Origin of the sequence: Nostoc sp. TCL240-02, from assembly GCF_013343235.1 — a bacterium.
Classification (GTDB): Bacteria; Cyanobacteriota; Cyanobacteriia; order Cyanobacteriales; family Nostocaceae; genus Nostoc.
In genome coordinates this window covers 851,051-872,126 of sequence record NZ_CP040094.1, presented here as the reverse complement: position 1 = coordinate 872,126, position 21,076 = coordinate 851,051, and the positions used below count along the sequence as shown (strand labels likewise).

The following is a 21,076-nucleotide window of genomic DNA, read 5'->3' as shown; positions in this document are numbered from 1 at the left end:
CTAACTAACAGATATTATAATGGGCGATCGCACTTCCTTGGGTAAGATAAGCGATCGCTTAACCGAAAATTTTTGTTCTCCAGAGCGATTGGATTTAAAAATAGGACTTACACAAACTAAACGTTGTAGGGGCAACGCTCCACGTAGCTTGCTTCCACTAGGTGGTACGGTATAGCAACGCTTGAGTGAGTCTGCTCCATGAGCCTCGCGCAGTTTTCCTGCTGCCTCCTGCCTTCATCGATAAAAATCACCTCTGCTTTTGATATGAAAGCAGAGGCAAGTGTTACTTGAACCTTTATATGGGTCGCCCGGGATTCGAACCCGGAACTAATCGGTTAAAAGCCGAGTACTCTACCGTTGAGTTAGCGACCCTTTCGCTGCATTTCGCAACCTTGCAATCATAGCATATACATCTATAGATTTGTAAAGGGGTTTAGAAAAAATTAGCAGTCAACCTTATAGATGCTGTATGGCTAGCTCCTGGTGCTAACACAGTCAGCTTATCACCAGTATTGAGAGAGTTACGGGTGGCACTCCACGGTTCTAGACAGTAGAATTCTTTACCTTTGACTGTCCAAAATACCAGATAGGTAGAGAAGTCATCATAATCCAAGGTGAGTTTTAGCTTCCGGCTGCGATCTATCGCAGTGGCCGCTTTACTAGTTAGCTGTCCAAAGGCAAAATCAATTTCATCACGGCTAAAGTCAAAATTGCCGTCAAAAGAGTGAATTTCCTTAGTTTGATTGTCTTGATACTGCTTAGAAGGAATTTCAACCTCTAGCTGAGTTTTATCACCACACAAAAAGTAGGGATGGAAACCAGCAGAAAAGGGCATTGGTGTGGATGATAAGTTTTTATACTGCTGGCGAACTTCTAGGGTATTACCTTGAAGTTCGTAGGTGAAAGCCAGTTGAAAATCAAAAGGATAAACTGCCTTAGTTTGCTCATTGCTATCAAGAACAACAGTGAGACTAGCTTTATCTCCAGTTTCTTGTTCTGTTGCTTTCCACGGTAATTCACGGGCAAAACCGTGTTGTTTGAGAGTATATTTTTGACCATTATGTATGTAAGTATTATCTGGGAGATTGCCACAAATAGGAAACAAAATTGGGTTCCCACCTCTGACACTCAAATCAGGATGAGTAAAGCGTTCAGTGTCCAAATAGAAAATTTCTTGTCCTTGAATGCGCCAACGGGTGATGATACCACCGCGTTCTGGTACTACTTCCAATTGAGAACTAGCGGCTTCATCAGAAAGAATGTACGTCTTGTACTGTTGCTGTTGAACTGCAATGCTAAACACAAATTTTAGTCCTGGGATTAGGGATTGGGGACTGGGGATTAGGGATTAGGGGCTGGGAAATCTTTCCAGTATCCCAATACCCAGTCCCCAGTCCCCAGAATTTACTCGTCTTCTGCAAAAACAAAACGATATAACTCGCTGGGGTCTGGCTCAGGGCTGTTTTCGGCGAATTTGACAGCCTCGTCGATTACATCCTGAATTTTACGATCAATAGCTTTAATTTCTGCCTCATTCGCTAGATTTTGTTCCAGCAAATAAGCTGCCAGCTTCTTAATTGGGTCACGGGCAAACCAAAACTCTTTCTCAGCTTTGCTCCGCATTTCATCTGGGTCAGCCAAGGAGTGACCACGGAAGCGGTAGGTAAGCGCCTCAATTAATGTTGGGCCTTCACCCGCACGGGCACGAGCGACGGCTTCTTGAGCGACGGCTCGGACTGCTAGAACATCCATGCCATCTACTTCCACGCCCACCATGTTAAATGCACTGGCTTTTTTATAAATCTCTGGCTGGGAAGTGGCTCGTTCGTGAGACATGCCAATGGCCCACTTATTATTTTCGACTACAAAAAGAATTGGCAGTTTCCAGAGGGCTGCCATATTTAGTGTCTCAAAAAACTGACCGTTGTTAGCTGCACCGTCGCCAAAAAAGCAAGCTGTCACTTGGTCAGCATTTTTATCTCCCAGCACTTCGCGGCGGTATTTGCTTTGAAAAGCTGCTCCAGCTGCTACAGGAATTCCCTCAGCCACAAAAGCATAGCCACCCAGCAAGCGATGTTCGGCAGAAAACATGTGCATGGAACCACCGCGCCCTTTGCTGCAACCTGTGGCTTTGCCAAATAATTCTGCCATTACCTCTCTTGCTGGTACTCCCGCACTCAGAGCATGAACGTGATCGCGGTAAGTACTACAAACGTAATCTTCACCCGGTCGCATTGACTGTACAACACCTGTACAAACAGCTTCTTGACCGTTGTACAAATGGACAAAACCAAACATTTTGCCCCTGTAGTACATTTCAGCGCACTTGTCTTCAAACAAGCGCCCTAAAACCATATCCTCATACAACCATAACCCTTCTTCTTTAGTAATTTGCGTAGTAGCAGGATTAAATGTGGGTAAAGTACGCTCTTGAACCATTATTTTTGAGTATCCCTGTTGTACAACTTAAAGTTATGGTCTTAAATAAGTTGGTCTGATAACACCTCGGCTTTTAACAGGCTAGCGTTTGTAAGACTCAACAATCAAACTTTATTTATGCACCAAAAAAGGGTCTTAGGGAATAGCTGAATTTTTAATTTTTGATTTTTAACTTTTCAGCCCATACCCCGTGAGGATTTGACTCTAACGACAATATATGTCGCTTTGGGTTTTTCTCTCTCACTATTCCCCTTCATAGACTAGCAATCAAGATAAACTGCTTTCTGCATATCCATTAACAATTTAGAAAAAATGAAGCAAAAGTCCATATACCCAAATAGGTAATTGTAATTAAAGATTAATTATGATATTATCTTTGTTCTCCTGTTATCAGGGTCAATCCCCAATAGTAGTATTTTTGTTACTCCATACTGGGAAAGTCCCAAAAAAATCAATTTCAATAGATTCTTGCAACCACAACATTTATGCCGTGATTAAAAGCGGTAGTTGTGGTTTGTGGTATCGAAGGCTGATAATAGTCGTGTTAAACAAAAATACTAAGAATTAAGACAAACAATTGAGGCTTTCTAGGCGAAAGCAAAAAATTAGTACTAGAATGTGACTCAAAATTTCGGGAAGTTACAAAACGAGTTGTTGCAATATACACTTGTAGAGTAAATTCTATACGGCATTTTTATGGCACGGTTTTACAGGCCTGGAAAGCTCTAGGTGAATTATGTTGATCACGGTGCAGGGGAAGTAGGCTGTGCGAATTCCGCTAGATTACTACCGAATTTTAGGACTACCGTTAGCGGCAAGTGAAGAACAATTGCGACAGGCATACAGCGATCGCATTGTACAATTGCCACGACGTGAGTATTCTCAGGCAGCAATTTCTTCTCGTAAACAACTCATAGAAGAAGCTTACGTGGTTTTATCAGATCCAAAACAACGCAGTACCTACGATCAGCTTTATCTTGCCCACGCCTATGACCCTGATAACCTTGCTGCTGCCGCAGTAGCACAGGAAAATCGTACAGAAAGCACCAAAAGGGGTAGTGATACTCAGAGTCTTGGTATCGAAATTACCCAAGACGAATTAGTTGGCGCTTTATTAATTTTGCAAGAGTTGGGGGAATACGAACTTGTACTGAAACTAGGTCGTCCGTACCTGGTAAATAAAAATAGTGCTACAAGTGCAAGAAAGAGCAATAAGTTAGCAGACGAAGAAATTTATGAAAGTGCTGAACACCCAGATGTTGTTCTCACTGTTGCCCTTGCCTGTCTAGAATTAGGTCGGGAACAGTGGCAGCAAGGTCACTACGAAAATGCCGCTATATCCCTAGAAACTGGTCAAGAACTGCTAGTACGCGAAGGTTTGTTCTCCAGTATCCAGGCAGAAATTCAGGCTGATCTTTACAAATTGCGGCCATATCGAATTTTGGAGTTGCTCGCATTACCTCAAGAAAAGACTGCCGAACGAAGCCAAGGCTTAGAATTATTGCAAAATCTCTTAGAAGATCGTGGCGGGATTGATGGCACGAACAATGATGAATCGGGTTTAAACATAGATGACTTTCTGCGATTTATCCAGCAGTTACGCAACCACTTAACAGTTGCAGAACAGCACAAGTTATTTGAAGCTCAAAGCAAACGTTCTTCTGCTGTTGCTACTTACTTAGCTGTTTATGCCTTGATAGCGCGAGGATTTGCTCAACGGCAACCTGCTTTAATTCGTCAAGCAAGACAAATGCTCGTGCGTCTGGGCAAGCGCCAAGATGTACATTTAGAACAGTCGCTATGTGCCTTACTATTGGGGCAAACTGAAGAAGCAACTCGTGTTTTAGAACTTAGTCAGGAGTACGAAGCTTTAGCTTTTATTCGGGAAAAATCTCAGGACTCTCCAGATTTGTTACCAGGGCTGTGTTTATATGCAGAACAGTGGCTGCAATACGAAGTCTTTCCCCATTTTCGAGATTTAGCAAACCAGCAAGCTTTTTTAAAAGATTATTTTGCTAACCAACAGGTGCAAGCTTATTTAGAAGCACTGCCAACTGATGCCGAAACAACTAATGAATGGGCTGTAATTAACCCCCAGTATTTTCCCCAGGCTAAGGCAAAGAATACTCATTTTCATAACAATTCAACTAAGACTTCAGCGTCATTTAATCACAGCAGAGTACCTAACCCAGATTTGCCAGAAACACCAACAAAAGAAACGTCTGAATATCCAAACTTCTCACCACATATATGGAATTCGTCGGGAAGTGTAAAATCAGAGGTTCCTGCTGCTGAAAGGATGAGCAGAGGTACTAATCAGCATTTGAACGGTTCAGCTAAGAGTGCTGCATCTGGTCATAACCAAAAGCGTAGGCGGAGAAAACCCACTCCATCTGCTAGCCGAGAGCGTATACCAGATAATCGTCCTCATTCTCGTCGTCCCCGACGGCGGCGAACTTTTGCGAACACCATAGAAGGGAAAACACGGCTGGTATGGAGAGTGTTTATTTCTTTGGTGAGCATATTAGTTTTCTGGGTATTAGCTACAACAACTTTTGGATGGTTAAAAAATCTGTTTTTTCCTCAACCTTCTCCGCCCGATCTACAGTTGTTTGTACAAATAAACCAACCACCGCTACCTATTCCCAATCCAAATAGAAAACCAGAATTAGAAGAAGGCCCTTTAACAAGTGCAGAGGCAGAAAAAGTTATTTACACTTGGTTATCTACCAAAGCCGTAGCTTTAGGGCCAAATCATGAGATTAATAATTTAGAGCAAATTTTAACTGGTTCAGCTTTATCTCAATGGCGGTTGATTGCTCAACAAAATAGGTTAGACAATCGCTACCGCAAGTTCGACCATAGTTTGAAGATAGAATCTGTTGAGAAAATTGGTTTATTCGCAGATCGTGCCGCAGTAGAAGCTACGGTCAAAGAAGTGACGCAGTTATATGAAAATGGTCAGTTTAAAAACTCTTCTAACGATAAATTGAGAGTTCGGTATGACTTGATGCGAGAACGAGGTAAATGGCGTATTCAGAGTACATCTGTTGTGAATCAAATCACCAGATAAGTTGGAATTTTTCGGCAATGCTCTGCAACAAGCTGTATCATTCTATTTAATTAGGAAAGGTTTTTCACATAGTTATCACTGAGATAAGTAAGTTGGCGTGAAAAAAACCAAGTATGTTACGAAACGTAAATAGGCTTAAAACTCTTACTACTGACCAATGACAAAGGACAGCCTTAGCCAGTTAGCTTTAATTTCGCCAACTTACTTAATTCTATAAAAATCTGATTTGATTTATGAAAAAATTAGGTATTTTAAGGTGTGTTAGACGGAACGTCATAACGCACTAAATTCTTATAAAACGTGAATCCGACGGCTCATTTACTAACATCCTAATTATCTTAAATATTGAAACCTCTCCCTGGTTTTATTACGCAGAACCGTCTCTCTCCCAGTCGAAGAGGGACAAATTTAAACGCAAGTTAAAGGCAGGAAGAAGTTTATCGAACTTATGTTTATAAATGGTGCGTTACGCTGTCGATAACACACCCTACATATATTTTCAAACGTCAAATAGTAAACTTGTACAAAAATATTTAGTAGCAAAAATGTCTAATATTGAGTATCGCCTCCCCATGATCTGGAATCCAGGCTAGCCACTCATCTGCTGAAACCGGACATAATAAAAGTGCTTCATCAAAACTAAAGGGGTTAGGAAGTTGCAAAAGTTTTACCCAATTTAAATCTTCCAGATTCTGCCTTCTTGATTGCACAGCAAAATCTAGTCTATGAGAATCTAGTTTCATAGCTTTCTATTAGCCTTCACAAGTGGGCTAATCTAAAATTATTTCTGTAACCTAGACTACAAAATAAATAATCTTTGTGAAAAGCATCTGTCGTATAACTTTACGTTGGCTGTGTGGAACTGTTTGCTTATATTGCAGACCACAACAGGTGTGGCACGACAGGTTGTAGACTGGGCATTAGATTCGCATTCCCAACTAGCTTATGTCATTTACTTCTATGCCCTCGCTGCGTGAGCAACAACATCCCCTAATTCGTCAGCTAGCTGATTGTATTGAGGCAGCTTGGCATCAGCACCTGGATCTATCGCCCTACCATTTGCCTGATGAGTTGGGGTATGTGGAAGGTAGACTAGAAGGCGAAAGACTGACGATTGAAAATCGCTGTTATCAAACGCCCCAGTTTCGGAAGATGCACTTGGAACTGGCAAAAATCGGAAATATGCTGGATATTTTGCACTGCGTCATGTTTCCCCGTCCAGAATACAACCTGCCGATGTTTGGTTGCGATTTAGTTGGGGGTAGAGGTCAAATTAGTGCAGCGATCGCAGACCTTTCTCCTATCCAATTAGAGCGCACCTTACCAGAATCTTATACTACTGCACTGGCACAGCTACCAGTGCTTAACTTTTTCCAACCCCGTGAATTACCAGAATGGGGAAATATTTTTTCGGATTTTTGCATCTTTGTGCGCCCCGGTTCCCCAGAAGAAGAAGCAATGTTTCTGTCGCGGGTGCGAGAATTTTTAGACATTCATTGTATCCAAGCGATCACCTCACATCCTGTTTCAGTTGAACAAGTTACACAAAATCTCGCTGGACAACAAAACTACTGCACCAAACAGCAGCAAAACGATAAAACTCGCCGCGTACTAGAAAAAGCCTTTGGCCCAGCTTGGGCAGAAAATTATATGACCACAGTTTTATTCGACCTTCCAACTTAATCATTCCCCCATCTCCCCATCTGTAGGCTCTGTTACGTTTTCGCGTCACAGATAAATGTAGAATTCATTCAACGAGAGTTTAATGGAGTCCCAAAACGCCAACAGAGAGAGTAGTCAGGTCTTTGAAGCAAATATCACAAAATGGTTGGTTGTCTTGGTAAGTGCAAGCAACTAGAGACAGCTAACTCATTGACCAGAAAGTTAAGGAAACTCTGATGTTAGGAATGCTCAAGTTGATAGATATTTTTTAGTTAGTTAATCATTCATTCACTTAAGGAAGACTAACTTTTGTAGCAAGATTGTATCCAAAAAAGGCAACAGTCTATTTTTGTCAATTTTGTGACAACTCTAGCTGTGGTTGATGTAGCAGTACAGTATCGCATCATACCATTTTGGGATTTTGTGTAGAGACATGATGTATCACGTCTCTGTATCTAGGTTTGTGAATTCTGCCAATTCCCATTGCACTCATGTCTCAATAATACTCAGAGTTATTGAATAGCAAGCTACTATAGCGCTTCTCGGTTTCAATACAGACCTAACCCCAAGTAAGTAAGCTTCCATTCTTCTCTCCTAAAAGGCAAGAGGAATGGAAGTGAGGTCAATGTATTGCATACATAGACGCATAGCGGCTACCTGCAGGGTACGAGCGTCTGCTATAGAAAACACCATTTTGCAAAACCATAGTGTTGAGCATTCATCACGCAATGGATTTTAAGCCATACCCAGCTTTAAAGCACTGTTGTTTGTCCTAAGCAGCTGGCTGTTGATTAAAAACCCTTTTATTTTTACTTCCATCAGCACAATTCAGGTAAACGGGCAACATACTATGTCAAGGGTGACTGAAAAGCCAAAGCCAAGTGAGCAGGCACTTAATCAAGAACAACCTAAGATTTGGTGGGGTATAGCTGTAGCTGTGCCAATAGTAATCGCGGCTGGGATACTAGGTACAGCCAAAATCGAGCAGCTGAGAAAACTCACTACATCCGTACCCGTAATGCCATCTACCAATAGCATTAGTGCTGTAGGGCGTTTGGAACCGCGAGGCGAGGTTGTTAAATTGTCCGCCCCATCATCAGGATTATCGCCATCGTCACGAATTCAGCAACTTCTGGTGAGAGAGGGTGAACAAGTAAAGCAAGGCCAAATTGTGGCAATTTTGGACAACCGCGATACCCAAATAGCCGGATTAGAAGAGGCGAAAGCCAAAGTGCAAGAAGCCCGTGCGAATTTAGCACAAGTTCGGGCTGGATCTCCAAGAGATATTCAAGCTCAAAGAGCAGTTGTTGCTCGCTTACAAGCCCAGTTTGTTGGCGAAAGGGATGGTCAACAAGCAACGATCGCGCGAATTGCAGCCCAGTTAAGTGGAGATAAACTTGTCCAACAAGCAACAGTAAATCGCCTGGAAGCTGAACTCAGTGGGCAAAAAGAAGCTCTCAGAGCAACGCTTACACGTATCCAAGCCCAACAGCGTAATGCCCAAGTTGATGCTGGACGCTATGATTTTTTATACAAAGAAGGTGCGATTTCTCAACAAGAGCGGGATAGTAGACGTTTGAGTGCAGTAACTTCTAATCAGCAGGTGGCTGAAAGTCAAGCTACGCTAAAGCAGACATTAGCAACACTGCGACAGCAACTTGCTGAAGCTAGAGCTAACCAAATACAAAATTTAGCAACTTTGCAACAGCAGCTAATCGAAGCCAAAGTTAACCGTGACAAAACTTTAGCAACTTTGCAAAGACAAATCGATGAAGAAAAGGCCAAACTAAGCAGACTTATGGACGTTAGTCCTACCGATGTGCAAGTAGCGCAAGCTCAAGTTAGTAATGCGATCGCAAATGTCAGAAAAGCTGAAGCACAGCTAAGGTTAAGCTACGTTCAAGCACCAATTGCTGGAGAGATTTTAAAAGTTTACACCAAGTCAGGCGAAGCCATAGGTGCAAATGGTATTGCTGAAATTGGCCAAACTAGCCAAATGTATGTGATTGCTGAAGTAGCCGAAGACAGTATTGGTAAAGTGCAAATTGGTCAAAACGCCACTATCAGCAGCGATAATGGAGCATTTAGCGGCGAATTGAAGGGAACTGTCACTGAAGTTGGCAGAAAAATTGGTAAAAAGGACGTGCTAAATACAGATCCAGCAGCAGATGTGGATGCCAGAGTCGTAGAAGTTAAAATTGCTTTGCCTCCAGAAGATAGCCAAAAAGTTTCTGGTTTAACTTACGCTAAAGTTGTTGTTGAAATTAATAACTAGTTAAGTTATGGATGAGCAGTAATATCAATTTCTGATTTGATACTTTGAATTGAAAATATTCTTATCTAGGCTGTTTTGTCAACTTTAAATATTCTATGGATGCCTGATAAATTACAGCAGCTTGTAATTAAGTTAGGTAGATAACCTAAATTTCAAAGCCAGATATTAAAACTTGCTACATCTGGTTTTTGACGACTAAATTCTGAACTCTGCTGTAAATAATAGCTGTGCTTGGATACCTATAAAATGAATCAAAAAATACCTCTGTCGTGGCTACAACTGACAAGAGAAAAAACTCGCCTAGCTGTGGCTTTAGCAGGAATTTCTTTTGCTGATATTTTAATGTTTATGCAACTCGGCTTCCGGGATGCCTTATATTATAGTAACGTTCGATTTCATAACAGCTTGCAAGGTGATATTGTCTTAATTAATAATCAATCTAGCGCTGTTTTGGCGATGAGGAGCTTTTCTCAAAGACGTTTATATAAAGCTTTAGAGTTACCCGCAGTACAATCAGTACATCCTATATATTTGGACTTTACAATCTGGAAAAATCCCATAACAGGCCGTCCTCGTAGTATTCTAATTTTTGGAATGAACCCAGAAACTAATATAGTTAACTTACCTGGTGTTCAGGAGAACTTAGATAAACTCAAACTCCCTGATGTAGTTTTATTTGACCGTTCTTCTCGGGTAGAGTATGGGCCTATTGTTGCTAATTTTAGCCAAGGAAAGACTGTAACAGCAGAAGTCCGAAGGCGGCGGATTAAAGTAGAGGGACTATTTACATTAGGTGCATCATTCGGTGCAGATGGTAATTTAATTACGAGTGATATTAACTTTCTACGAATATTCAGTAATCGTCAAAAAGGATTAATTGATATTGGGCTGATTAGATTAAAACCGGGAGCAGATGCTCAAGTTGTTGCTCAAGAACTACGACAATATCTACCTAAAGAGGTAAATGTTTTAACCAAGCAGGAATTTATTGATTTTGAACGTAATTATTGGGCAAACAGTACAGCTATTGGATTTATTTTCACATTAGGGACTGTCATGGGTTTCATTGTAGGAACTGTGATTGTTTATCAGATCCTTTATACAGAAGTCGCAGATCACTTAGCTGAATACGCTACTCTTAAAGCAATAGGCTATACACAAAACTATTTATTAACCGTAATTCTTCAAGAGGCTTTGCTATTAGCCATTTTAGGATACTTCCCTGGAATAGTTTTTGCTTTATTTATGTATCAAAGTGCCAGAGATGCAACACTTTTACCAGTTTTTATGAGTTTTGACCGTGCCGTAATGGTTTTAATTTTGACTATGCTGATGTGCATTATTTCCGGTGCGATCGCAGTCCGAAAATTACGTTCCGCAGATCCAGCAGATATTTTTTAATTAATTTAATATTAATTAAAAATTAATAGATAGACTTTATAGTTGACAATTAAGAAAACTTAATTTTTGAAAGTCCAACTTACAGCTAATAGAAACATGATAGAAAAAGAACCTGTAATTGCCATCAAGAATCTTAATCATTACTATGGCAAAGGCGCATTGAGAAAACAGATATTATTTGATATTAACCTAGAAATTTATCCTGGTGAAATTGTAATTATGACCGGGCCATCAGGTTCTGGTAAAACCACATTACTGAGCTTAATTGGTGGTTTGCGGTCTGTACAAGAGGGAAGTTTAAAATTTTTAGGTGAAGAACTTGTTGGTGTTAGTCAAAACAAATTGGTACAAATGCGACGCAAGATCGGTTATATTTTTCAAGCTCACAATTTACTAGGGTTCTTGACTGCGAAGCAAAATGTGCAGATGGCGGTAGAGTTGAATGATAATATTTCTCAAACAGAAGCAATGGCTAAATCAAAAGCCATGCTGGGGTCTGTTGGTCTAGAAGAACGAGTTGATTACTACCCAGATAATCTTTCTGGTGGACAGAAACAAAGAATTGCGATCGCTCGCGCCTTAGTGAATCATCCCCCACTGGTGCTAGCAGACGAACCAACAGCAGCATTAGACAAACAATCAGGACGCGATGTTGTAGAAATAATGCAGAGTCTAGCCAAAAATCAGGGAACCACTATCTTATTAGTGACACACGACAACCGCATTTTAGACATAGCCGATCGCATCGTAGAAATGGAAGATGGTCTTTTAACCCGTAATTCCTCAAATGCACCGATTTAGAGTCATTTGTCCTTTGTAAATGACCAATGACAGGCATAATTTATTGTCTAGCCGAGCTTGATTTTTTCATTCCAGGTTGGTTCGGCGGAGTTGGGGCATTTGGTTGGCGACTAGTACGGAAGGTCACATTCACGCCTTCATTTGATTGCTCCAGAACCAGCAGAGGCGTGGGTTTAGCCTTTTGATCCCAATGCATAGTAGCAATCCGACCTTGAATTGTTGGTTGCCAACTATCTTCATCTTCTATGGGACTTAGGTAAGTTTCTATACAGTCAATAATTTGACTAATAGTTGCAGAAGTTGCTTGCGTTGGTAACTTCATTAACCGGACTTGAATGCGGAACAGCACTCGTTTAGCAGAATTTCCTGGACTACCAGTTTCATACTCTACATCAAAAATTTCATCTACCTGCCGTCCAGCGCTATTAGCAATTCCGACAGATCCAAGTTGGGCTTGATTTGGCCGCAGGGCTTGAGTAACTTTTTCTTTGATCTGAATCTTAACTTGATTAAGGATTGCAAAATGAAACACCTCCTCTGACATCCGCATTCGCAGATAATCTAGGTTAAAGTCCCGTGAGTTGACCAAATCGGGATTAGTTTCCATTTTGCGAATCGTTTCCAGCGCCAGCTTAAACTTTTTTTCTAATTCTCGCGCCCGGAATTGTTCAAACTTAAGTTTTTTCTCCAGCTTATCCTTCTGGAGCTTACTATAGACAATTAAAGCAATCACAGCGAAAGCCAGTCCTCCAGAGGTTAACACCAATAATGGTGGTATTGGAGGATTACTTGCTGGCACTTCCTGGGATGCCTTTTTAGGCTTTAATCCTGAGGATTGGGCAAGATACATCGAAGTAGGCATGGTTGGAAACTGAAAAACTTGACTCCTGATGTTTAGGATGCCCAAATCTTCAATGCCATCTTGCTGTATGATTAATATTTTTAACAGCTTTTTACAAACTGCGTATGTCCAGACACCAGAACGTCCCTGCCCTGTCTGACGTTTCATCTACAAGCTTTAGCAATATTCGTCTGATAGCCACAGATATGGATGGCACGCTAACTAGACGAGGAAAATTTACTACCCCACTGCTACAAGCTTTAGAGGATTTAGCGGCAGTTGACATTAAGGTGCTGATTGTAACAGGGCGTTCTGCCGGGTGGGTGAGTGGATTGAGTAGCCTGATGCCAGTGGCAGGTGCGATCGCAGAAAATGGTGGTTTGTACTTTCCACCTGGGAATCACAAACCAGTAGTATTAACACCTATTTCCGATTTAGCCAAACATCGCCAGCACTTGGCTACGACTTTTGAGAATTTACAAACTAAATTTCCTCAAATCCAAGAATCTGCTGATAATCGCTTTCGTGTCACCGACTGGACTTTTGATGTAGCTGGTTTGAGTCAAGATGAACTACAAACCCTAGATAGTCTTTGTCAACAAATGGCTTGGGGATTTACCTATAGCAATGTGCAGTGCCACATTAAATCCCAAGGACAAGACAAAGCTGTGGGATTGTTGCAAGTATTGCGCGAATATTTACCCCAGTACTCGTCAGAACAAATTGTCACTGTTGGCGATAGTCCCAATGACGAAAGTTTATTCGATCGGCGTTATTTTCCTGTTTCTGTAGGCGTGGTCAACGTATTGGAATATATGAATCAGTTGAAATATCACCCTGCTTATATTACCAATGCTGCCGAAGGTGATGGATTTTGCGAGTTATCTAGTTATATTTTGAAAAGCTTGGACATCTCAAGTTAGGAAGAACTAGAGTTGTTTTACAATAATCTCGTAGCGCTGATTTTACAACCATGACGGCTACTTTACCTGTTAGTGTCGAATCAGAAATATTCTACCCCAGTGCTGATGGTCAACCAGTGGCAGAAACCTACGACCACCTTTATGCTTTACTAACTACCTTAGAAGTCCTGAAACAGTATTTGGCAAATCGTCAGGCAACAGTATTAGGAAATCAATTTCTTTACTATGCACAAGGTTTTCCCAAGTTGCGGGTAGCCCCAGATGTGATGGTGATTTTTGATGTTGCACCCGGTGGTCGAGACAACTTTAAAATCTGGGAAGAGGGTCAAGTACCCACAGTTATTTTTGAAATGACATCCTTTGGTACTAAAGGACAAGATGAAATCTTCAAAAAGACCCTCTATGAGCAGCTAGGTGTTAAAGAATACTGGCTATTTGACCCTAAAGGCGAGTGGGTAGAACAACAGTTACGTGGCTATCGCCTGCGGGGAGAAATCTACGAATCTATACAAGATGGACGCAGTGAACCGCTACAACTGCGTTTGGTAATTGAGGGAAGGCTAATTGGGTTTTATCGAGAAGATACTGGGGAAAAATTACTCATCCCTAATGAACTGGCAGAGGCTTTGGGGCAGGAAGTTTTGGCAAGGCAGCAAGCAGAAGTACTGGCAGAACAAGAACGTCAACGAGCAGAACAAGAACGTCAACGAGCAGAACAAGAACGTCAACGAGCAGAACAAGAACGTCAACGAGCAGAACAGGCAGAATTGCAGATAGAACAATTAAAGGCAAGGTTGCGATCGCTCAATGTAGACCCTGATAAGTAGTCAGACAGAATTAATTACACAATGTCATTGCGAATGAAGCAAAGCGGAATGTACTCCTTGGGAGAACCCACAGGGTAGCAATCGCAAGGGTTAGGATTACAACTCTTAAAGACGCTCCGCGAACGCTTCGCTCGCAATGACTGTAAATATTTTTGTCCATCTACTTAGTACTGAGTGCTGAGTAACCAAGAGAGATAATAAATCTAGGGGATTGATCTTGGACGTATTAAATATGCGCTACACATCGCACTTCGTGCCGCTACGCTAACGAAACAAATATTTATTTCTTTTTCCATGACTTTTAAGCAGTTGCTCTCAGACCTTCTGAAATGAATAGGACTTACGCAAAAAATAGCCAAAACCCTTATTCTCCGGTAGGGGCAATTCATGGATTACCCCTACGCCCTATAGTTTTGCGTAAGTCCTAATGAAGTGCAATTATTACTTTTTTTTTACTTAGCACTCGTTACGGACTAAACGCCCCGCTATTCGCGTACAGCACTCAGCACTGTTTCGGTGATCCCAATTTGAGAAATGATTGTTGATTTTTGTCCAAAGTCCAATTTGCCACATTTATTACCTCGGACAGAATAGAATAGATGGGTGCCTACCGCGTTTCAATCTCGGAAATCTCAACAATACTGATTTAATTAATGAGACTGTTTTATACAGTCATTGGTCAAAGGTTAGAATTTTATTTCCAACTTCCTTCCACTAGAAAATCCAAGACCAATGTAGAGTCAAGAATTTACCTTTAAATACCGAGGTATTAAATTATGCAGGAAATTGAAAGATTCTTTAGCAACTTCTTCAGTGGCATAATCAACCGTTTTAAGTATTCTGCTATGGACGCTGCTGATCGCAAAATGAGAGAAACTATTGACGATCAGGTAGAACAAAGGCGACAAAAATCCAAGCCCAAGGATCAAGAAGACCGCGAGTAGATGGGTCTTTTGAGGTAGTTCACAACAGCAAGATTTTCATCATTACAAGCATAGCGCTTCCATATTGTTGAGTGGGTAGCGCTATTTTATCGCCCCACCAAACTCTTGCAAATGTGCTAACCTAGTATGGTTAACTAATCTCGCACATCTAAGAATTCGGGTGTTTCCCAGGTTGGGAAATGCACTTGGATGGAGGTTTAACCCGAATCGGAGTTGAAAAATATATGCCAGTAGTTTCATTGGCTCAAATGATGGAGTCAGGGGTTCACTTTGGGCATCAGACCCGGCGTTGGAACCCAAAAATGTCTCCTTACATTTATACTTCCCGCAATGGTGTGCATATTATCGACTTGGTACAAACTGCCCAGTTGATGGATAATGCTTACAACTATATGCGATCGCACGCAGAACAAGGGAAGAAATTTCTTTTCGTCGGCACCAAGCGCCAAGCAGCTGGAATTATTGCCCAAGAAGCTAGCCGTTGTGGTTCCCACTACATTAACCAACGGTGGTTGGGCGGAATGTTAACCAACTGGGCAACCATTAAAACACGGGTAGACCGTTTGAAAGATTTAGAACGCCGTGAAGAAACTGGCGCACTAGATTTATTACCGAAAAAAGAAGCATCAATGCTACGTCGGGAAATGACGAAGCTTCAGAAATATTTAGGTGGCATTAAAACAATGCGGAAAGTGCCCGATATCGTGGTAATCGTAGACCAACGACGGGAATATAACGCAGTTCAAGAATGCCAAAAGCTGAATATTCCCATTGTGTCCATGTTGGATACAAACTGCGATCCAGATGTAGTAGATATCCCCATCCCAGCAAACGACGATGCTATCAGATCAATTAAGCTGATAGTCGGGAAATTGGCAGATGCCATTTATGAAGGTCGTCACGGTCAGCTAGATGCTGAAGATGATTACGAAGATTACGACGGTAGTGAGTATGACGATGACTACGAAGAAACCGAATATACTGATGCCGTAATTCCCGACGAGGAAGAAGAGGAATAAGTAAAGTAGGGGTGAAGGAAGTGTCCCAGGAAGGGCGGTTGTTTGCAGAGTAGCAGCAATCCGCCATTCCTTGCGGTATAAGGTAGAAGCAAAAAAACTCATACCTGATAACTTCATTATTTTTTCTGCCCCAGCCCTGAGTAAGATAGAAATACTCAACATCCGTGAGCGATTACAACTCGAGGTCAAGTTAGGAATTGAGGCAAAATGGCGGAAATATCTGCAAAACTCGTCCAAGAGCTACGCCAAAAAACTGGTGCCGGCATGATGGACTGCAAAAAGGCGCTGATAGAGACTGAAGGCAACGTAGAAGAAGCCGCAGACTGGCTACGGAAAAAGGGCATCTCTAAGGCGGGAGCAAAAAGCGATCGCATTGCGGCAGAAGGTCTAGTAGACACTTACATTCAACCAGGTGGTCGAGTAGGTGTACTCATCGAAGTCAACTGCCAAACCGACTTTGTGGCTCGTAACGATGCTTTTAAAGCTTTAGTTAAGAACCTAGCAAAGCAAGCAGCGACTGCTGATAGTGTTGAGTCTTTGTTAGCTCAACAATATGCTGAGAATCCAAGCGGGACTGTAGAAGAATTCATCAAGCAAACGATTGCTACGCTCGGTGAAAATATCCAAGTGCGTCGCTTTATCAATTTTGCACTAGCGGAAGGCACGCAAGGTGTAGTAGAAAGCTACATTCACACTGGCGGTCGAGTTGGTGTATTAGTAGAACTGGGTTCTCAAACTGAATCAGTGGCTACTAACTCAGAGTTTCAAAACTTGGCACGGAACACTGCAATGCAAGTTGCAGCTTGTCCAAATGTCGAGTACGTAAGCGTAGACCAAATTCCTACCGAAGTTGCCCAAAAGGAAAAAGACATTGAAATGGGTAAGGATGATTTGGCGAACAAGCCAGATAACATCAAAGAAAAGATTGTTCAGGGACGGATTGAAAAACGCTTAAAAGAACTGACTTTGCTCGATCAGCCTTACATCCGCGATCAAAGTATTTCCGTAGAAGACCTTTTGAAGCAAGCGAAGACCCAATTAGGCACAGAGATTCAAGTGACTCGCTTTGTCCGCTATATATTGGGCGAAGGCATTGAGAAGCAAGAAATTAGCTTTGCTGATGAAGTCGCTGCACAAATTGGCAGCATGTAATATCATTAGTCATCAGTCATTTGTCATTAGTCTCTACCAAGGATAAAGGACAAATGACTCTTTACTAAGCAGGTCAAGCAAATAGCCTGACCTGTGTTTTTTTGAGTAGATAGGTGAAATATCGCATTTAATTTAAAATCTAAAAACCTTTGGGAAGTTATTATAAAATAAATTCGTACATTTGTACTATTTAATAGTTCACATGGACAAGAATGAAAAGATATGGCAAGAGCAATCGAGCGAATTGAACGGGATATTGCAGCATTACAAGAAGCGATTCGGGTGATCGCAGTAGAGCTACAAACCGCTTATGCTAGTTATCTAAACACCTTGGGGCTAGCTGTACGAAAACAGTTGATTCTAGCGAGTTATCACCTTTGTACACAGGGGTATCCCGAAAACTTTCTGCATTTGTCATTGAATCAGCGCCAGCAATTGCAACAAGCCATCCGCAAGTTGGGGCAAGTGGCAGCGCAACAATTGCTTACTTCTATTAAAAGTCAGGAAGTTGGGTTAGATAAAGGAGATGAAGAAGATAAAGATGAGGAGAATAAGGAAATAACATCTTCTGAACTTCTGGACACCTCGAATTCTCAGTCTCTCACCGCCGACACCTCTAATCCTATAGAACTAGTAAAATGGCAACAGAACTTAGAAGAAGTAACGCAAGATATACTGAAAAAACTATCGCATGATGCTAATGTTTTAATACAAAAATCTGGAGTATTACCTAAAAAATTACCAGAACCGATTTTAGCAGCAGCGGCTGCGGCTGCATCAGAAGCATCTGCTGAGGCTATGCCAGGGCCACCAAACTTATTAAACTTAGTAATTGAAATTGAAAATGAGCAGCAGTCAGAAGATTCTGGACTGACCCAAATCATGGCTATTAACCTGCGGCTAGGAGAAATTGAATTTGCTGATGTGGCACTCTCCTCTGAACGCAGACAAATTCGTAGTATTTTAGTTCAGCTAAACAAGCTGGGACGAGAGTATCAAAAGAAATATCGTGAAAAAGCGATCGCTGAAGCTGAAGCTGCATGGCGTGCTAGTTGGTTTGAAGATTAGTCATTTGTCCAGAGTCAAATGACCAATGACCAATGACTAATGACTAATGACTAATGACCAATGACTAATGAAAAACCAGATTGGATACGATTGCACAAAGCCTTGGCAATAGAAGCCGAACGGGGCTTCACAGACTTGGTGGGCAGAGAATATCGCTTCAGTGAATTTTTAAGCCTGACTTTGGGCAAATTCCCAACAGGCTTACCCCAAACTGAACGCCGCCGCTGGCAAGGACTAGCAGTGCAATTTGCTAGTTATCCACATCTAGCGCTGGAAGAAAGACAACATTTAGTAGCAGAAACTCGGAGGTATCTATCACAACTCCAGCAGGAGGAAGGGGAGGAGGGGAAGCAGGGGAGCAAGGGAGCAGGGGAGCAGGGGAAAACTTATCAAGCTAAAATCCAAGTTGCGCTTCCAGCGCACCAAAGGCGCGACCAAAAATCTCCAATTTTTACTGAGGTGAGTCGGAGACTTGCACCAAAAATTGAGCAAAAACTCAGTGATTTACCAGAAATAGGCTTTAAAAAAGCTGATAATTTAGCACGGCTTGGTTTACACACCGTCCGCGACTTGCTTTTCTATTATCCTCGTGACCACATTGATTATGCGCGTCAGGTGAATATCCGCGAGTTACAGGCAGGTGAGACGGTGACAATAGTGGCTACAGTGAAGCGTTGTAACTGCTTTAGTAGCCCTAAAAATCAGAAATTATCAATTTTAGAACTGGTCGTAAAAGATAATAGCGGTCAAATCAAAATTGGTCGTTTTTACGCAGGTACGCGCTTTAGTAGTCGCGCTTGGCAAGAAAGTTTAAAACGTCGTTATCCAGTGGGTAGTATTCTGGCGGCGTGTGGGTTGGTGAAAGAAAGTAAATACGGCTTGACGCTTGATAATCCAGAACTAGAGGTTTTGGCAAATCCAGGAGATTCGATTGAGTCGTTGAATATTGGGCGAGTAGTGCCAATTTATGGATTGACTGAAGGCGTTGTGGCAAATACAGTCCGACAAGCGGTAATTGCTGCTTTACCTGCTGCGGCTAGCCTAAAAGACCCTTTGCCAAGTGGTTTGCGACAGAAGTATGGTTTGATGGAATTGAAAGATGCGATCGCTAACATCCATTTTCCCAGCGATAGCGCCGTCCTACAAGTTGCCCGTCGTCGCCTAGTCTTTGATGAATTTTTCTACCTGCAACTTGGTTTACTGCAACGTCAGCAGCAAGCAAGAGCGATTCAAACTAGCGCCATCCTCGTCCCGCGAGGTCAACTTGTAGAAAAATTTTACGAAATACTGCCTTTTAAACTCACTGGCGCACAGCAACGAGTTCTCAACCACATCCTCAACGATTTACAAAAACCTGTGCCAATGAATCGTTTGGTGCAAGGTGATGTAGGTTCAGGTAAAACGGTCGTCGCCGTGCTAGCTATCCTCGCAGCAATTCAATCTGGCTACCAAGCAGCGCTGATGGCTCCCACGGAAGTTTTAGCAGAACAACATTATCGTAAATTAGTTAGCTGGTTTAACCTCTTGCATTTACCAGTGGAATTACTGACAGGTTCTACTAAAATTGCTAAACGAAGACAAATCCATTCTCAGTTAGGAACTGGTGAATTACCTCTGTTAGTGGGAACTCATGCCTTAATTCAAGACTCTGTAAACTTCCAACAACTGGGGTTAGTGGTGATAGATGAGCAGCATCGTTTTGGGGTAGAACAACGGGCGCGTTTGCAGCAAAAAGGCGAACAACCACACGTGTTAACTATGACAGCTACCCCGATTCCCCGAACCTTGGCACTGACGATACATGGGGATTTGGATGTGAGCCAAATTGATGAGTTACCACCAGGACGGCAAAAGATTCAAACAACAGTATTATCGGGTCAGCAACGCAACCATGCTTACGACCTCATCCGTCGAGAAATTGCCCAAGGTAGGCAAGTTTATGTGGTTTTGCCCTTGGTGGAGGAATCAGAAAAACTGGATTTGCGATCGGCTGTTGATGAGCATCAAAAGTTACAAGAAAGCGTTTTTCCCGATTTTCAAGTAGGGCTGCTCCACGGTCGCATGAGTTCATCTGAAAAGGACGAATCTATTACCAAATTCCGTGATAACCAAACACAGGTTTTAGTTTCTACTACCGTTGTTGAGGTGGGTGTAGACGTACCTAATGCTACAGTCATGCTCATCGAAAATGCAGAGCGATTTGGTTTATCACAATTGCACCAACTGCGGGGGCGTGTCGGTCGTGGCGCGGCTCAATCCTACTGTTTGTTGATGAGCAGTTCTAGGAGTCCTGATGCTCAACAACGGCTGAAGGTATTAGAACAATCTCAGGATGGTTTTTTCATCTCTGAGATGGATATGCGTTTTCGTGGCCCAGGGCAAGTACTGGGAACTCGTCAATCTGGAGTGCCAGATTTTACCTTAGCGAGTTTGGTTGACGATGAAGAAGTTTTACTTTTAGCGCGGCAAGCAGCAGAAAAAATAATAGAGATGGATGCAACTTTAGAGCGTTGGTATTTGATGAAAGAAGAGTTGAAATATCGCTATGAGCGATTGATGGGTGGGGCGATTTTGACATAATTTATCTTGTATTGATCATGAACAGCGACTAGATACACCTATCAGGGTAAGCGCATCTTAAATGCTATTGA

At 42.0% G+C, this 21,076-nt stretch carries 17 protein-coding genes and 1 tRNA gene; 13 read left to right on the top strand and 5 right to left on the bottom strand.

Translation table 11 applies throughout. The features are described 5' to 3' along the window. Positions 1–19: 19 nt before the first annotated feature. Positions 20–175 carry a hypothetical protein gene (locus tag FBB35_RS03885; protein ID WP_174708552.1) on the top strand — a complete coding sequence of 52 codons (156 nt, stop codon included), beginning with the start codon at positions 20–22 and terminating at the stop codon, positions 173–175. 125 nt (positions 176–300) lie between these two features. Here the strand turns inward: FBB35_RS03885 and FBB35_RS03880 are convergent. The 3 genes from FBB35_RS03880 to pdhA form a co-directional block, all read right to left on the bottom strand. Continuing rightward, a tRNA-Lys gene (locus FBB35_RS03880) sits at positions 301–372 on the bottom strand. A gap of 61 nt (positions 373–433) precedes the next feature. Continuing rightward, complete coding sequence (locus FBB35_RS03875) at positions 434–1,303, bottom strand: aldose epimerase (RefSeq protein WP_174708551.1); 870 nt, start codon at positions 1,301–1,303, stop codon at positions 434–436. Between the two features lie 101 nt (positions 1,304–1,404). Continuing rightward, positions 1,405–2,439: a pyruvate dehydrogenase (acetyl-transferring) E1 component subunit alpha gene (pdhA, locus tag FBB35_RS03870; protein WP_114080372.1), complete on the bottom strand. Its 1,035-nt coding sequence runs from the start codon at positions 2,437–2,439 to the stop codon at positions 1,405–1,407. Positions 2,440–3,205: 766 nt separating this feature from the next. On the opposite strand from pdhA, the gene FBB35_RS03865 reads away from it, so the two are divergent. Further along, the gene (locus FBB35_RS03865; RefSeq protein ID WP_174708550.1) at positions 3,206–5,512 is read left to right on the top strand and encodes an IMS domain-containing protein; all 2,307 of its coding nucleotides are present in this window, start codon (positions 3,206–3,208) and stop codon (positions 5,510–5,512) included. A 533-nt stretch (positions 5,513–6,045) separates the two neighbouring features. Here the strand turns inward: FBB35_RS03865 and FBB35_RS03860 are convergent. Next, complete coding sequence (locus tag FBB35_RS03860) at positions 6,046–6,255, bottom strand: hypothetical protein (protein WP_174708549.1); 210 nt, start codon at positions 6,253–6,255, stop codon at positions 6,046–6,048. Positions 6,256–6,457: 202 nt separating this feature from the next. On the opposite strand from FBB35_RS03860, the gene FBB35_RS03855 reads away from it, so the two are divergent. The 4 genes from FBB35_RS03855 (at position 6,458) to FBB35_RS03840 (ending at position 11,651) form a co-directional block, all read left to right on the top strand. Next, on the top strand, positions 6,458–7,195 hold the full coding sequence (locus tag FBB35_RS03855; protein ID WP_174708548.1) for a phycocyanobilin:ferredoxin oxidoreductase: 738 nt from the start codon (positions 6,458–6,460) through the stop codon (positions 7,193–7,195). A gap of 829 nt (positions 7,196–8,024) precedes the next feature. After that, a complete protein-coding gene (locus FBB35_RS03850) occupies positions 8,025–9,449 on the top strand; it encodes an HlyD family efflux transporter periplasmic adaptor subunit (RefSeq protein ID WP_174708547.1) in 1,425 nt (474 codons plus the stop codon). A 246-nt stretch (positions 9,450–9,695) separates the two neighbouring features. Then, a complete protein-coding gene (devC, locus tag FBB35_RS03845) occupies positions 9,696–10,850 on the top strand; it encodes an ABC transporter permease DevC (RefSeq protein ID WP_174708546.1) in 1,155 nt (384 codons plus the stop codon). 96 nt (positions 10,851–10,946) lie between these two features. Continuing rightward, positions 10,947–11,651: a DevA family ABC transporter ATP-binding protein gene (locus tag FBB35_RS03840; RefSeq protein ID WP_174713515.1), complete on the top strand. Its 705-nt coding sequence runs from the start codon at positions 10,947–10,949 to the stop codon at positions 11,649–11,651. Between the two features lie 40 nt (positions 11,652–11,691). Here FBB35_RS03840 and FBB35_RS03835 read toward each other — a convergent pair whose 3' ends face one another. Then, complete coding sequence (locus FBB35_RS03835; RefSeq protein ID WP_174713514.1) at positions 11,692–12,513, bottom strand: hypothetical protein; 822 nt, start codon at positions 12,511–12,513, stop codon at positions 11,692–11,694. A 104-nt stretch (positions 12,514–12,617) separates the two neighbouring features. On the opposite strand from FBB35_RS03835, the gene FBB35_RS03830 reads away from it, so the two are divergent. The 7 genes from FBB35_RS03830 to recG all read left to right on the top strand — a co-directional run bounded on the left by FBB35_RS03830 (position 12,618) and on the right by recG (position 21,005). Then, positions 12,618–13,415 (top strand): HAD-IIB family hydrolase, encoded by a 798-nt coding sequence (locus FBB35_RS03830; protein WP_174708545.1) that lies wholly within the window; start codon positions 12,618–12,620, stop codon positions 13,413–13,415. Between the two features lie 50 nt (positions 13,416–13,465). Beyond that, positions 13,466–14,242, top strand: coding sequence for a Uma2 family endonuclease (locus FBB35_RS03825; RefSeq protein ID WP_174708544.1), 777 nt, complete (start codon positions 13,466–13,468; stop codon positions 14,240–14,242). Positions 14,243–15,018: 776 nt separating this feature from the next. Then, positions 15,019–15,186, top strand: a complete 168-nt coding sequence (locus FBB35_RS03820) for a hypothetical protein (protein ID WP_174708543.1) — start codon at positions 15,019–15,021, stop codon at positions 15,184–15,186. Positions 15,187–15,410: 224 nt separating this feature from the next. Next, a complete protein-coding gene (rpsB, locus tag FBB35_RS03815; protein ID WP_174708542.1) occupies positions 15,411–16,205 on the top strand; it encodes a 30S ribosomal protein S2 in 795 nt (264 codons plus the stop codon). 207 nt (positions 16,206–16,412) lie between these two features. Next, positions 16,413–17,357: a translation elongation factor Ts gene (tsf, locus tag FBB35_RS03810; RefSeq protein WP_174708541.1), complete on the top strand. Its 945-nt coding sequence runs from the start codon at positions 16,413–16,415 to the stop codon at positions 17,355–17,357. A gap of 222 nt (positions 17,358–17,579) precedes the next feature. After that, a complete protein-coding gene (locus tag FBB35_RS03805) occupies positions 17,580–18,425 on the top strand; it encodes a hypothetical protein (protein ID WP_174708540.1) in 846 nt (281 codons plus the stop codon). A 60-nt stretch (positions 18,426–18,485) separates the two neighbouring features. After that, positions 18,486–21,005 carry an ATP-dependent DNA helicase RecG gene (recG, locus tag FBB35_RS03800; RefSeq protein WP_174708539.1) on the top strand — a complete coding sequence of 840 codons (2,520 nt, stop codon included), beginning with the start codon at positions 18,486–18,488 and terminating at the stop codon, positions 21,003–21,005. Positions 21,006–21,076 lie beyond the last annotated feature (71 nt).